Genomic DNA, 13,403 nt, shown 5'->3' on the forward strand with positions numbered 1-13,403 from the left:
GATCTTCTTCCCCAACAGCGATTCCGCCGCAGGCACGCTCGCGTCGCTCGCGACGTTCGGGGCCGCGTACATCGCGCGGCCCGTCGGCGCCCTGCTGTTCGGGCACGCCGGCGACCGGATCGGACGCAAGAACGTCCTGCTCTTCACACTGCTCCTGATGGGCGCGTCGACGTTCGCCATCGGACTGCTGCCCACCCATGCGACCATCGGCGCCGTTGCCCCGGCCCTCCTCGTCGTGTGCCGGCTGCTGCAGGGAATCTCCGCAGGCGGTGAGCAGGTCGGGGCCAGCCTGCTCACCATGGAACGCTCCCCCGAGAAGAGCCGCGGCTTCTACACGAGTTGGCTCCTGAACGGAGCCGCCACCGGTTCGATCCTGGCCACGTTGATCTTCATTCCCGTGGGAGCGCTCCCGGAGGAGCAATTGCTGACCTGGGGATGGCGGATCCCGTTCCTGCTCAGCTTCATCATGGTGTTCATCACCCTGCTCGTGCGGCGCGGAGTGGACGAGTCTCCCGAGTTCGTCGAGACCGAAAAGGAAGACGCCGTAGCCGAATACCCGGTGACGACTCTCCTGCGCACTCAGCTCCGCGCGACCGTGATCGTCTTCGTCGCCGCGTTCAACACGGTCATCTCGACGATCGTCATCGTCTTCGGCCTGTCCTACGCGACGCAGGAACACGGGGTCGATCGCTCGACGATGCTCTCCGCGATCGCGGCCAGCCAGGTGGTTGCCTTGTTCTTCCATCCGCTGTTCGGCTTCATCGCGGACCGCATCGGCCGAAAGGTTGTGTATGCCGGCGGCTGCCTGCTCTGCGCGGTCGGCGTCTACGGATTCCTCGGTGCCATCGCCACCGGCAGCACCGTTCTCATCGTCATCGCGACGGTGGCACTCAAGGGCGTCGTGTACTCCGCCCCGAACGCGCTGTGGCCGTCGTTCTTCGCCGAGATGTTCACCCCGAACGTGCGATACACCGGCGTCGCGGTGTCCACGCAGTTGAGTTTCCTGCTGACCGGATTCGCACCCACCATCTGCTATGCGCTTATCGGCGGCGACGACAACTGGGTGCTGGCCGCCACGGCGATCGCCGGCATCTGCCTCCTCGCCGCGGCGGCGGCGAAGATCTCCACCAAGGCCCCGGTACACACCCCGCCGGTACTGGCGACCACCTGACCGATCCCCGGTTGCGCTGCGCTACCCCTCGTCCGATGTGAACCGGCCGAGTTGGTGGCGCAGCGCCGTGTCGAGGTCGGGACGCCGGAACCGGTGGCCGCGGCCCTCGAGTTTGCCGGGGGTGACCCGCTGATCGGCCAGCGCGAGTTCCCGCGCACCCTGCTCCCCGAGCAGCAGTTTCGGACCGAAATCGGGCACCGGAAGGAATGCCGGGCGATGCAGCACCGACGCCAGGACGGCGGTGTACTCCTCGTTGCGAACAGGATTCGGCGCCACCGCGTTCACCGGGCCGCTCAACCCCGAATCCACGACGGCACGGTGGTAGACGTCGATCAGATCGTCGATGTCGATCCACGACAGCCACTGCGTTCCGGCGCCCAGGCGACCTCCGAGTCCGACCTCGAACAGCGGCCGCTGCAGACGCAGCACGCCGCCGCTCGGGGACTGGACGATCCCCGTGCGGACGTGCACCACCCGCAGTCCGGCGTCCGCTGCCAGCTTCGCTGCGTCCTCCCAGTCCGCGACGACGTCGGCGAGGAAGCCGTCGCCTCGCGCATCCTGCTCGTGCAGCACCTCGTCGCCGCGGTCGGGCCCGTAGTACCCGATCGCCGACGCACTGACGAACGTCTTCGGCCCCTGCCCGGACGCAGCCGCCACCTCCGCGAGCCGCCGCGTGGGTCCGATCCGGCTGTCCCTGATCGCCCGGCGATGACCGTCGGTGAACCGTCCCGCGATGGACGCGCCCGCCAGGTGGATCACCGCGTCGACGCCGTCGAGCAGATCCGCGGCCGGCGCATCCGGGTTCCAGCGCCGCTCGTCTCGTGTGCTGGGGGCGCGGCGCACGAGACGGATCACGCGATGCCCGCCCGTGCTCAGGAACGCGGTCAGGGCGGAGCCGACGAGCCCCGAACTCCCCGTCACCGCGATCGTGAGGGGACCGGGCAGGAGCGTGGACGCCCAGTGATGCCGGGAGATGTCGTCGGCCAGCTGGCGGTGCCGGTACACGAACGTCGACCGGAGGAACTGACCGGGCACGATGGTGTCGACCCGGTCCGTGACCCGGGTCCGGCCCTCGGACACCACGTCGAACGTGTGCGTGTGCCGCCACGGCACCAGCAGACGTAGCGGCAGGGCGGCCGAATAATCGACGAACCGGTGCGGAGGGTCGTACTCCTTCGCGTCGTGCTGCGCGACCCACGTCAGGCCCCCGGGCATGCGCAATTCGGCACGACCCGATTCCAGAGACTCGGATTCCTTCGCGAGACCGAGCGGCTGCCACGGCGGTGAGAGCCGGGTGAACGCCCCCGCCCTGGTGTGCCAGGCGAACAACTCGTCCCGCGAGGCCTCGACCACGCTCGAATGCACGATGCCCATGACCCGACCATAGTCGCGACAGGCCGCGCGGCGGTGACAACGACGGGTAGCGTGTGGGAATGACGCAGTTACGTGTACTGGTCACCGGAGCCACCGGATACATCGGCGGACGCCTCGCTCCCCGGCTCGCGGAAGCCGGCCACCGGGTGCGGGTACTGGTGCGTTCACCGGAGAAACTGACCGACGTTCCGTGGGCGTCCGACGTCGAGATCGCCCGCGGCGACCTCAGTGACCCCGAATCCCTTTCTGCCGCTTTCGCGGACATGGACGTCGTCTATTACCTCGTGCATTCGATGGGCGGGTCGGACGAGTTCGAGAAGGCCGAACGGATCAGCGCGGAGAACGTGGCCGAGGCGGCGCGCACGGCCGGTGTCGGCCGGATCGTCTACCTCGGCGGACTGCATCCCGATTCGGCGGACCTCTCGCCGCACCTGCGGTCGCGCACAGAGGTGGGACGGATACTCGTCGACTCCGGTGTCCCCACAATGGTTCTGCAGGCCGGGGTGGTCATCGGCTCCGGTTCGGCTTCGTTCGAGATGATCCGCCACCTCACCAACCGGCTTCCGGTGATGACCACGCCGCGGTGGGTGAACAACAAGATCCAGCCGATCGCGGTCCGCGACGTGCTGCACTACCTCGTCGCCGCCGCCGAGGCGCCGTTGCCGCGCAGTCGCACCTTCGACATCGGCGGCCCCGACGTCCTGCGCTACGGCGAGATGATGCAGACGTACGCCGAGGTCGCCGGGCTGCGTCAGCGTCGCATCCTCGTCCTCCCGGTGCTGACCCCGAAACTCGCCGGTCTGTGGATCGGCCTGGTCACCCCGATCCCCCGCTCACTCGGGCGGGCCCTGATCGAATCGCTCCACAACGACGCCGTCGCCGGCGAGCACGACATCGACGACGTGATCCCGCCGCCGAAGGCCGGCCTGACGACGTACCGGGACGCCGTCCGATTGGCGTTGCGGCGCATCGACAACGGCGAGGTGGAAACGACATGGGCCAGTGCGTCCCCGGTCGGCGCCCCCTCCGATCCGTTACCGTCCGACCCCGACTGGGCCGGTGAGGTCGTCTACACCGACGAACGCACCAAGGACTGCGACGCCGACGCCGCCACACTGTGGACCGTCGTCGAGAGCATCGGCGGCGAAAACGGCTGGTACTCGTTCCCACTCGCGTGGTCCGTGCGCGGCTGGCTCGACCGCGTCGTCGGCGGCGTCGGACTCACGCGGGGACGCCGGAACCCGAAGCAGCTCAACACCGGTGACCCCCTCGACTTCTGGCGGGTCGAACGCATCGACCGGGGGACGCTGCTCCGGCTGCGCGCCGAGATGCGGGCACCGGGCGGGGCGTGGCTCGAATGGACCGTCCACAGTGTGGACCCCGACCGGTCCCGGCTCGATCAGCGCGCCATCTTCTTCCCGAAAGGTCTCGCCGGGCGGCTGTACTGGTATTCCATCCTGCCGTTCCACGGAATCATCTTCAAAGGCATGATGGAGAACATCACCGGGTCGGCGGCCCGTCAGACCGTGCAGAGCGGCTGAATCCCCTCTCTGCCACCGGTGGTCGGGGACGTCAGCAACAGGCACGAGTTGTAGCCCCGCGATTCCACCACCTGCCGGATCTGTTTCCACCCCGCGTCGTCGACCGCCGGGGTGCGGGAGAGCACGAAACCCGACGCCCGGGCCGGGTCACCGACCAGCGCCCACGAATAGTCGTCGGCGATGTAGGTGACCACGTAATTGGTGGGACCGTCCGCCGCACCCTGGAACGGCACGTCCGGGAAACTCACGTGGAGCTGCGCATTGGTCACCGGATCGTTGACGCGCGCGTTGCCCCGGATCCCGTTCGTTCCACCCGCCCACGTGGTGCACCGGTTGGCGACGCTGACGTTCGACGGGTCGATTGCTCCGTACGTCGCTCGCGTGTCCCGCGCGCAGTCGAGGTTGAACGGCTGTGGCACAGCGGCCAACTGATACCACGTGCCCAGGTACCTCTGGACGTCGAGGGACGGAACGGGGGCGAGCGCACCCGGTTGAGCGTGTGCGGGGCCGGCCGCCAGCAGCACAGCCGCGGCGGCGGCCGACAGCGCGGCGGCGATCCCACGGACCTTCGACGATGTCATCTCGAATCCTTTCCACATCATGCGGTCGACGAAAACGGGCAGCCGAAACAGAGGGCCGGTGCAGCACCCTCTCTCGGGGTATTCGATGCCCATGCCGGATCGGATGGGTGGCTGCGAGCGAACTTTCGACCCATCCGCTTCCAAGACCGCTCCGAATGCCTGTCGATGGTGCGCCCCCGCACCCACACCGGAGAGAGGCAATTTCTGATGAAGATCACCACACGAGTCCTGGCAGTCGCCGCGAGCACGTCCCTGGTCCTGCTGGGCGCGGCGTGTTCGTCGGACGACAGCGGCTCGTCCAGCAGCGGCTCCGCTTCGGAGGCGATGACGTCCGAGTCGATGTCGTCCGGTTCGATGACCTCGTCCGCGATGGCCGATCCCGCCGCCAACCTGGTCGGTCCGGGCTGCGCCGAGTACGCGAAGACGGTGCCGGACGGCGCCGGTTCGGTCAGTGGCATGGCGCAGGATCCGGTCGCGACGGCCGCGTCCAACAACCCCCTGCTCACCACGCTCACCGCCGCGGTGTCCGGTCAGCTCAACCCGCAGGTCAACCTCGTCGACACGCTGAACAGCGGGCAGTTCACGGTCTTCGCGCCGGTGGATGCCGCGTTCGCGAAGGTCGATCCGGCCACGATCGAGACCCTCAAGACCGACCCGGCCCTGCTCACCAAGGTTCTGACGTACCACGTGGTCCCCGGCCAGATCGCGCCGAGTGACATCGCCGGCGAGCACACGACCGTCGAGGGTGGCACGGTCACCGTCACCGGTTCGGGTGACGACCTGAAGGTCAACGACGCAGGCGTCATCTGCGGCGGCGTCCAGACCGCCAACGCCACGGTGTACCTGGTCGACTCCGTCCTGATGCCCCAGTAGCCCCCCATGTGAGTGGGAAAGCGTGGTCCGGCACGCTTTCCCACTCACGTGCGGGTGTGGGGTCCGCCCATCCGATGGACAGTCAGCTCCGAATGATTGATATGGAGAGAGGCTCACCCACCGCCCCGGCGTACGTGCTCGTGCTACCCGGCGGAAAACCACGCAGTCAGGACCCGTCACGCTGCTGGCACCTGTCGAATCTGCGCATGATCTGGTTGGCCCGGTCCCTGAGGTCGACGCTCGGACCCCACGGCATCGCCGTGCAGCGGCTGCAGTACCGGGTCCGCGGATGGAACGCCCCCGAGGCCAGCCCGGTGCACGACGCCCGGATGGCCCTCGAGCGGGCCCGACTGCGGTTCGGGGACGTCCCCGTCGCCGTCGTCGGGCATTCGATGGGCGGCCGCGTCGCCGCACACCTCGCCGGCATCGACAACGTCCGCGCGATCGCCGCCCTCGCACCCTGGTGGCCCGAGTTCGACAGCGACCTGGTGCCCGCCGACCGCAGCCTGATGGTCGCGCACGGAACCGCCGACCGCTGGACGGACCCCGTCGCCTCCCGGATCCAGACCGAACAGGCGCTGGCGCGCGGCGTGAACGCCTCCTGGCATCCGCTCTCCGGAGCCGGCCACTTCATGCTCACCCGACCGGGGTGGTGGCATCGCATCACGGCCGATTTCGTTCTCGACGCCTTCGCCGCCGAGGGTGTCGTCGCCGCACCGACAGACCGGAAAGCAGGTCGCCATGCATGATCCGGAGAAGCTCGGACGCAGGAACGTCGCCGTGATCGGCAGCGGCGTCGCGGGGTTGACCGCCGCCTACGTTCTGTCCCGCCACGACCGCGTCACCCTCTACGAGTCCGACGCCCGCCTCGGCGGCCACGCCCACACCCACCACCTGACGCTGGACTCGGGTGTGGACGTGGACGTCGACACCGGCTTCATCGTGCACAACGACCGCACCTACCCCACCCTCTTGCGCCTGTTCGCCGAACTCGACGTGGCCACGCAGGATTCCGACATGTCGATGTCTATCCGATCCGACGTGAACGGGCTCGAGTACGCGGGTGCGAAGGGCGTCCGCGGACTGTTCCCGACCGCGCGCAACCTGGCCCGGCCACGGTACTGGCGCATGCTCGGCGAGGTCCTCCGGTTCCACCGCCGTGCCCGGACCGTGCTCGACACCCCGGCCGGCGAGTCCGGCGCGCAGGAACCGCTGGGCGAGTTCCTGGCCCGCAACGGTTTCAGCCCGTACTTCGTCGAGCACTTCATGACCCCCCTCGTCGCTGCCGTGTGGTCGTGCGATCCCGCGACCGCCGCGCACTACCCGGCCCGCTACCTGTTCACCTTCCTCGACCACCACGGAATGCTCACCGTCTTCGGCTCACCCACCTGGCGCACCGTGACCGGCGGGTCCGCCCGCTACGTCGAGAAGGTGGCCGCACACGTCGACGAGGTTCTTCTCGAAACCCCGGTGCAGCAGGTGGAGCGCACCCCGGACGGCGGCACGTGCGTCGTCGACGGCCGCGGCGACGTCCGGTACTTCGACGCCGTGGTGGTGGCCGTGCACCCGCGTCACGCGCTCGCCATGCTCGGCGACGCCTCCGATCTCGAGGCGGAGATCCTGGGCGCCATGCCGTATTCGGTGAACCACGCGCAGTTGCACACCGATGTGTCGCTGCTGCCCCGCGCCGAGCACGCCCGGGCCTCCTGGAACTACCTGACACCCGCCGACGGCACAGACGCGGCGGGTGTCGTCGTCACCTACGACATGACCCGGCTCATGCGCCTCGACACGGTGCGCGACCGGCGGTTCCTCGTCACGCTCGGCGGCAAGCACCTCGTCGACCCGTCGACGGTCGTGGCGGAGATGACATACGAACATCCCGTGTACACCCCCGATTCCGTCGCGGCACAGTCGCGGTTGCACGAACTCGGTTCCGGCACATTCGCGTTCGCCGGCGCCTACCACGGCTGGGGGTTCCACGAGGACGGGGCGCTCTCGGGACTGCGCGCCGCCGAACGCATCGGCCGCTCGTGGGATGCGCAGACGGCTCGACCCCACGAACGGGAGACGGTGTCGTGACCGCGCCCGCGATCTACTCGACGAGGATCCGGCACGCGCGCACCGAACCGGTCCGCAACAGCTTCGAGTACACGAGCTACAGCTGGTACGTCGACGTGGACGCCCTTCCGCGCCTCCCCCGATGGCTCGGACCGTTCGCCCGCTTCCGCGCCGAGGACCACTTCGAACCGGATCCTGCCGCCGCCGGGGACACGCTGCGCAGCAGGGTGGATGCGTTCCTCGCAGGGCACGGAGTCGACCTCCGCGGCGGACGGGTGACGGCCCTTCTCAACGCGCGGGTGCTCGGCTACGTGTTCAACCCGCTCAGCGTGTACTGGTGCCACGACGTCGACGGCAGCCTGAGATGCGTGATCGCCGAGGTGCACAACACGTACGGTCAGCGGCACGGCTACCTGATACGGCCCGACGGCGACGACCGCGCCGAGGTGGACAAGCAGTTCTACGTCTCACCGTTCAACGACGTGAGCGGCCGTTACGACATGCGGTTCCCCGAACCCGGCGACACCCTCTCCCTGAACGTGGTTCTCCACCGCGACGGGCACGGACCGTTCACCGCGACGGTGCGGGGGACGCGGCAACCGGCCACCAGCCGGACGGTTCTGAGGGCTCAACTACGCACTCCCCTGGCACCACTCGTGGTGTCGGCTCGTATCCGCGTCCAGGGAATCACGTTGTGGGCCCGTGGGCTCCCCGTCATGGCCCGGCCCGACGGCCGTCAGAAGGAGACAGTCCAGTGAGAAAGAACAAGGACACCGGCACGGACGGGTCGCCAGCCGTGAGCACGGCCGGCGAGGGGTTCGTCGACGAGGAGTTCGCCGGCGAGGACCCGCGGATCGACAACCGGATCTGGCCGGGTCTGGCCGACGTGCCGACCGGTGTGCGTGCGGCGGCCTCGGCGAAGGTCGCCGACCGACTGTTCCGCCGCGCGGCCGCCGACCTCGACGTCCGCATCGAGTATCCCGACGGCACCCTGGTGGGGGCACGCCGGGAGCAGGAGATCCTGCCCCGCATGATCATCCGCAATCCCGACGCATTCGCCCGGCGGGTCGGAACGAGCGGACTTATCGGATTCGGCGAGTCCTACATGGCCGGCGACTGGACGTCACCGGATCTCGCCGCGGTGCTCAGCGTGTTCGCCTCCCGGATGGCGACGCTCATTCCTCGCCCACTGCAACGGTTGCGCGCACTGTATGTCGCCAAACACCCGGCGCAGGAACGTAACACCGAGCAGAACACCCGGTCCAATATCTCCCGGCACTACGACCTGTCCAACGAGATGTTCGAGACGTTCCTCGACGAGACGCTGACGTACTCGAGCGCGCTGTTCTTGTCGACGCCGACGCGTGTGGGGCAGGTCCGGGACGTGACCGTCCTGCGGGCCCCCGTCCCGCAGGTCACCCCGAAGTGGGACGACTTCGCGGACGCGCAGCGCCGCAAGATCGATCGGCTGCTCGACGAGGCCGGTGTCGGCGCGGGCACCCGGTTGCTCGAGATCGGGACCGGCTGGGGAGAGTTGTGCATCCGGGCGGCGGAACGCGGCGCCGTGGTCCGCTCCGTGACGCTGTCCAGCGAGCAGCAGAGCCTGGCCCGCCTGCGCGTCGCCGAGGCCGGGCACTCGGACGCCGTGCAGATCGATCTGCTCGACTACCGCAACGTCGACGGCGAATACGACGCCATCGTGTCCGTCGAGATGATCGAAGCCGTCGGGCACCAGTACTGGGCCACCTACTTCCGGGTGCTCGACAAGCTCCTCGCGCCGGGCGGAAGGGTTGCGCTGCAGGCGATCACCATGCCGCACGATCGGATGCTGCAGACCCGCAACACGTACACCTGGGTGCACAAGTACATCTTCCCGGGCGGGTTCCTCCCGTCGACCGAGGCGATCGAGTCCGTCACCGCCGAACACACCGGGCTGCGGGTGCGGGAACGCCTGAGCATGGGACAGCACTACGCGGAGACTCTGCGGCTGTGGAAGGAGCGGTTCGCCGCGCACAGCACGCAGGCGGAGGAACTCGGATTCGACGAAACCTTCCGCCGGATGTGGCATTTCTACCTCTGCTACTCGGAGGCCGGGTTCCGCTCCGGATACATCGACGTCCAGCAGCTCGTCCTCGACAAGACGGGAGCACGACCGTGACCGTGGCCGCCGAACTCGACAGGACGTTGCGTCCGCTCGTCCGCGGCGAACTGCCCGTGCATCTGACCGCGTGGGACGGCAGCACCGCCGGCCCGGCGACGGCGCCGAAGGTGGTGCTGCGCAGTCCCGACGCCCTGCGCCGATTGCTGTGGAACCCCGGCGAACTCGGAGCGGCGCAGGCCTACGTGACGGGTGAGATCGACGTCGAAGGCGACCTGGGCGAGGCCCTCGCGCACGTGTGGGCGGTGGCCCGCGAGCGCGGGCTGAGCGGAGTGCGGCCGAGCCCGTCGACGATCGCGAAGGTGCTGCGCGTCGCCGCGAAACTGGGCGTCGTGGGCGGGCCCCTCCCCGCACCCGCCACGCAGGCGAACATCCGCGGCCGGCTGCACAGCTTGCTGCGCGACCGCGCCGCCATCAGCCACCACTACGACCTCTCCAACGATTTCTACTCGCTGATCCTGGACCCGCAGATGGCCTACTCCTGCGCGTACTTCACCCGGAACGCGCCGGGCGCGCCGCAGGATCCGGACTACCGGCTCGAGGACGCGCAGCGGGACAAGCTGGACCTGGTGTGCCGCAAGATCGGGCTCGAACCCGGCATGCGGTTGCTCGACGTCGGCTGCGGATGGGGGTCGCTGAGCCTGCACGCCGCATCCGCGTACGGCGCCCGGGTCGTCGGGGTCACCATCTCCCGGGAGCAGAAGACGTTCATCGACGCGCGGATCGCCGAACGCGGGTTGCAGGACCGCGTCGAGATCCGTCTGCAGGACTACCGGGAGGTTCCCGACGGGCCGTTCGACGCCGTCGCCTCCCTCGAAATGGGTGAGCACGTGGGCGAGAAGAACTACGCCCGGTACGCGCAGGCCCTCCACGACAACGCGAAGCCCGGTGCGCGGGTGCTGATCCAGCAGATGTCGCGCACCGGACGCCATCCCGGCGGCGGCCCGTTCATCGAGTCGTTCATAGCTCCCGACATGACCATGCGTCCGGTCGGCGAGAGCGTCGCGTACCTCGAACGAGCCGGGCTCGAGGTGCGCGACGTGCATGGCCTTCGCGAGCACTACGTCTGGACCGTCGACGCGTGGCTGAAGCAGTTCGAGTCCCGCTGGGACGACGTCGTCGCGATGGTCGGGTTGGAGATGGCCCGGGTGTGGCGGCTGTACCTCGTCGGCGGCGGGATGAGCTTCGCGCAGGGCCGCATGGGCGTCGATCAGATCCTGGCCGTCAGGCCGACCGCGGCGGGCCAGTCGCTGATGCCGGCCGTCCGGGTCGATTGCACAGGTTCCGGCGTACTCCGATGAATGGCTTCGACTGGTCGGATTTCGGCGCCGTCACCGCGGCGAGCCTGCTCGTGCTCGCCGTCCTGCAGGCCGCGACGTTTCTCGTCGGCAGCCGGATCGGACGCTACAACGTCGTCGACGTGACGTGGGGCCTCGGCTTCGTGCTGGTCGCGTTCGTGGCCGCCGTCCTCGGCGACGGCGACGCGCTGCGCCGGTGGCTGGTGGTAGTGCTCGTCGCGGTGTGGGGTCTGCGGCTGACCTGGCACATGCACACGAAGTCCGCCGGGAAGGGCGAGGACCCGCGATACGAGGAGATGCTCGACCGGGCCGGCGGCGACTCGCCGGGCGTCGTCATCAGGAAGATCTTCCTCACCCAGGGACTCGCGCAGTGGTTCGTCTCGCTGCCGCTCCAGGTGTCGGCCGTGCTCGGTCCGGCATCGGGAGCCGGCGCGGTGGCGGTGGTGCTCGGTGTCCTCCTGTGGGCGACCGGCGTCGTGTTCGAATCGGTGGGCGACCACCAGCTGAAGACGTTCAAGGCCGACCCGTCGAACAAGGGCGAGATCATGGACGTCGGCCTGTGGGCGTGGACGCGGCACCCGAACTACTTCGGCGACTCCTGCGTGTGGTGGGGGCTGTGGTTGATCGCGGCGAGCGTGTGGCCCGGCGCCGTCACCGTGCTGTCACCCGTGGTCATGACGTATTTCCTGGTGTTCGCGACGGGGGCGAGACTGCTCGAGAAGTCGATGTCGCAGCGTCCCGGCTACCCCGAATACCAGCAGCGAACCAGTTACTTCCTTCCCCTGCCGCCGAAGCGGTGAGCACCGTGCCGGCATCGCTCACCCCTCCCCGGGTCCTGTCCTGGTCACACCGGCCGCAGCCTGCTATTAGGCTGTGGATCGATGAACGGAATGGGCCGATGACCGGCGTCGACAGGGACACGGAGAACGTGACGCTGACGGCGTTGCTGGCGCGTATCTCGCGCGGTGAGCGGGATGCGTTCAGCGACTTCTACGAACGCACCAGCGCGCGCGTGTACGGCATGGTGCTTCGGGTGCTGCGCGATCCCGGATATAGCGAGGAAACCACGCAGGAGGTGTACCTGCAGGTCTGGAACAACGCGGCGAAATTCGATCCGAAGCAGGGGTCGCCGCTGTCGTGGCTGATCACCCTCGCCCACCGCCGCGCCGTCGACCGGGTGCGGTCCGAGCAGTCCGGATCCGAACGCGAAGCCGCCTACGGCGCCTCGAGTTGGTACGGACCGTTCGACGCGGTGTCGGAGGAAGTCACCCGGCGGGGCGACACCAGCGACGTCGTCGACTGCCTCGGCACGCTCACCGAAGTCCAGCAGCGGACCGTGGTCCTCGCGTATTACGGGGGGCTGACCTACCGGGAAGTGTCGGAGCGGCTGTCCGTGGCGCTTCCCACGGTGAAATCACGAATTCGCGACGGATTGATCAGGCTCAAGCAATGTCTGGGGGTGCAGTTCGATGGATGAGTCCCAGCACGACATCCTCGACCTCGCTCAGGTGTATGCACTCGACGCCGTCGACGATCACCAGCGCCTCGAGATCGACACCGCGATCCAGAGCGCACCGCCCCACGTTCGCCTCGAGTTCGACAACGCGGTGCGCGGGGTGCAGGAGACGATGGCCGCCCAGTCCGCGTCCACCGCGGTCGAACCGCCCGATTACCTGCTCGGACGCATCCTCGACGCCCTGCCCGGCACCGCCTCGGCGCCCGCTCCGGTGGCGCTGGACGAGGTTCGTGCGCGCCGGCGCAGGCGTCTCCTCGGCGCTCTGGGTGCGGCGGCCGCGGTGGTCGTGCTCGCCGTCGGTGGCATCACCGTCGCTCGGCAGTTGCAGAGCGACGAAACCCAACCCGTTCCCGCGCAGATCCTCGCGGCCGACGACGTCCGGACGGCGGCAGCGCCGATCGCCGGTGGCGGTTCGGCCACCGTCGTGTATTCCAAGGACGTCGACGCCGGACTGCTGGTCATGAACGACGTCCCACCGCCCGAGCCCGGTTCGGTCTACCAGATGTGGCTGCTCGGGCCGTCGCACGAACCGGTGTCCGCCGGGATCATGGAGGCCGACGACGTGTCACCGTCGACGACCGCGGTCGTGAACGACATCGACCAGTCCACGGCACTCGGGTTCAGTGTGGAGCCGCCCGGCGGTTCCACCCAGCCCACCGGCGACATCTTCGCGACGGTGAACCTCACCTGACACGTGAGTGGCAAAGCGTGTGGGGGCACGCTTTGCCACTCACATGGGGGACGGGTCAGGCGTTGGCGGCTTTGTATTCGCGGCGGCGGCGGTGCAGGATCGGTTCGGTGTAGCCGGAGGGCTGGTTGGTGCCGTCGAG

The 13,403-nt window shown here is 68.7% G+C and carries 13 protein-coding genes; 11 read left to right on the plus strand and 2 right to left on the minus strand.

All coding sequences use genetic code 11. The features are described from left to right. Positions 1-1,171 (plus strand): MFS transporter (locus ACFTZB_RS33810; RefSeq protein WP_378438401.1); only part of this gene is annotated, 1,171 nt, incomplete at its 5' end. Positions 1,172-1,192: 21 nt separating this feature from the next. Here the strand turns inward: ACFTZB_RS33810 and ACFTZB_RS33815 are convergent. Next, the gene (locus ACFTZB_RS33815) at positions 1,193-2,545 is read right to left on the minus strand and encodes a TIGR01777 family oxidoreductase (protein WP_378438403.1); all 1,353 of its coding nucleotides are present in this window, start codon (positions 2,543-2,545) and stop codon (positions 1,193-1,195) included. 59 nt (positions 2,546-2,604) lie between these two features. Between ACFTZB_RS33815 and ACFTZB_RS33820 the strand changes: the two genes are divergently transcribed. Next, a complete protein-coding gene (locus tag ACFTZB_RS33820; protein ID WP_378438405.1) occupies positions 2,605-4,086 on the plus strand; it encodes an SDR family oxidoreductase in 1,482 nt (493 codons plus the stop codon). Here ACFTZB_RS33820 and ACFTZB_RS33825 read toward each other — a convergent pair. After that, positions 4,065-4,667, minus strand: a complete 603-nt coding sequence (locus ACFTZB_RS33825) for a lipocalin family protein (RefSeq protein ID WP_378438407.1) — start codon at positions 4,665-4,667, stop codon at positions 4,065-4,067. The two genes, ACFTZB_RS33820 and ACFTZB_RS33825, sit on opposite strands and share 22 nt — an antisense overlap. Before the next feature lie 207 nt (positions 4,668-4,874). Between ACFTZB_RS33825 and ACFTZB_RS33830 the strand changes: the two genes are divergently transcribed. The 9 genes from ACFTZB_RS33830 (at position 4,875) to ACFTZB_RS33870 (ending at position 13,264) form a co-directional block, all read left to right on the plus strand. Beyond that, positions 4,875-5,540 (plus strand): fasciclin domain-containing protein, encoded by a 666-nt coding sequence (locus ACFTZB_RS33830; protein ID WP_095862715.1) that lies wholly within the window; start codon positions 4,875-4,877, stop codon positions 5,538-5,540. Between the two features lie 101 nt (positions 5,541-5,641). Further along, a complete protein-coding gene (locus tag ACFTZB_RS33835; RefSeq protein WP_378438409.1) occupies positions 5,642-6,289 on the plus strand; it encodes an alpha/beta hydrolase family protein in 648 nt (215 codons plus the stop codon). Beyond that, positions 6,282-7,622, plus strand: a complete 1,341-nt coding sequence (locus ACFTZB_RS33840; RefSeq protein ID WP_378438411.1) for an NAD(P)/FAD-dependent oxidoreductase — start codon at positions 6,282-6,284, stop codon at positions 7,620-7,622. Before ACFTZB_RS33835 ends, ACFTZB_RS33840 begins: the two co-directional genes overlap by 8 nt. Continuing rightward, positions 7,619-8,359, plus strand: a complete 741-nt coding sequence (locus ACFTZB_RS33845) for a DUF1365 domain-containing protein (protein WP_378438413.1) — start codon at positions 7,619-7,621, stop codon at positions 8,357-8,359. The genes ACFTZB_RS33840 and ACFTZB_RS33845 overlap by 4 nt, the downstream gene beginning before the upstream one ends. After that, positions 8,356-9,759 carry a class I SAM-dependent methyltransferase gene (locus tag ACFTZB_RS33850; RefSeq protein WP_378438414.1) on the plus strand — a complete coding sequence of 468 codons (1,404 nt, stop codon included), beginning with the start codon at positions 8,356-8,358 and terminating at the stop codon, positions 9,757-9,759. The genes ACFTZB_RS33845 and ACFTZB_RS33850 overlap by 4 nt, the downstream gene beginning before the upstream one ends. Further along, entirely contained in the window at positions 9,756-11,060 is a 1,305-nt protein-coding gene (locus ACFTZB_RS33855) for a class I SAM-dependent methyltransferase (RefSeq protein WP_378438416.1), read from the plus strand. The genes ACFTZB_RS33850 and ACFTZB_RS33855 overlap by 4 nt, the downstream gene beginning before the upstream one ends. Beyond that, positions 11,057-11,857 (plus strand): DUF1295 domain-containing protein, encoded by an 801-nt coding sequence (locus ACFTZB_RS33860; protein ID WP_378438417.1) that lies wholly within the window; start codon positions 11,057-11,059, stop codon positions 11,855-11,857. The genes ACFTZB_RS33855 and ACFTZB_RS33860 overlap by 4 nt, the downstream gene beginning before the upstream one ends. 98 nt (positions 11,858-11,955) lie before the next feature. Next, positions 11,956-12,534, plus strand: coding sequence for a sigma-70 family RNA polymerase sigma factor (locus tag ACFTZB_RS33865; protein WP_124393860.1), 579 nt, complete (start codon positions 11,956-11,958; stop codon positions 12,532-12,534). Further along, positions 12,527-13,264: an anti-sigma factor domain-containing protein gene (locus tag ACFTZB_RS33870; protein WP_378438419.1), complete on the plus strand. Its 738-nt coding sequence runs from the start codon at positions 12,527-12,529 to the stop codon at positions 13,262-13,264. The genes ACFTZB_RS33865 and ACFTZB_RS33870 overlap by 8 nt, the downstream gene beginning before the upstream one ends. The last annotated feature ends 139 nt before the right edge of the window (positions 13,265-13,403 follow it).

This window comes from Rhodococcus sp. NPDC057014 (assembly GCF_042673295.1).
Classification (GTDB): domain Bacteria; phylum Actinomycetota; class Actinomycetes; order Mycobacteriales; family Mycobacteriaceae; genus Rhodococcus_F.

Bases quoted from the DNA above. Each gene is read 5' to 3' on its own strand.
- ACFTZB_RS33835 (WP_378438409.1), top strand. From the start codon at position 5,642: ATGGAGAGAGGCTCACCCACCGCCCCGGCGTACGTGCTCGTGCTACCC.
- ACFTZB_RS33825 (WP_378438407.1), bottom strand. From the start codon at position 4,667: ATGACATCGTCGAAGGTCCGTGGGATCGCCGCCGCGCTGTCGGCCGCC.
- ACFTZB_RS33865 (WP_124393860.1), top strand. From the start codon at position 11,956: ATGACCGGCGTCGACAGGGACACGGAGAACGTGACGCTGACGGCGTTG.
- ACFTZB_RS33840 (WP_378438411.1), top strand. From the start codon at position 6,282: ATGCATGATCCGGAGAAGCTCGGACGCAGGAACGTCGCCGTGATCGGC.
- ACFTZB_RS33830 (WP_095862715.1), top strand. From the start codon at position 4,875: ATGAAGATCACCACACGAGTCCTGGCAGTCGCCGCGAGCACGTCCCTG.
- ACFTZB_RS33815 (WP_378438403.1), bottom strand. From the start codon at position 2,545: ATGGGCATCGTGCATTCGAGCGTGGTCGAGGCCTCGCGGGACGAGTTG.
- ACFTZB_RS33870 (WP_378438419.1), top strand. From the start codon at position 12,527: ATGGATGAGTCCCAGCACGACATCCTCGACCTCGCTCAGGTGTATGCA.
- ACFTZB_RS33820 (WP_378438405.1), top strand. From the start codon at position 2,605: ATGACGCAGTTACGTGTACTGGTCACCGGAGCCACCGGATACATCGGC.
- ACFTZB_RS33860 (WP_378438417.1), top strand. From the start codon at position 11,057: ATGAATGGCTTCGACTGGTCGGATTTCGGCGCCGTCACCGCGGCGAGC.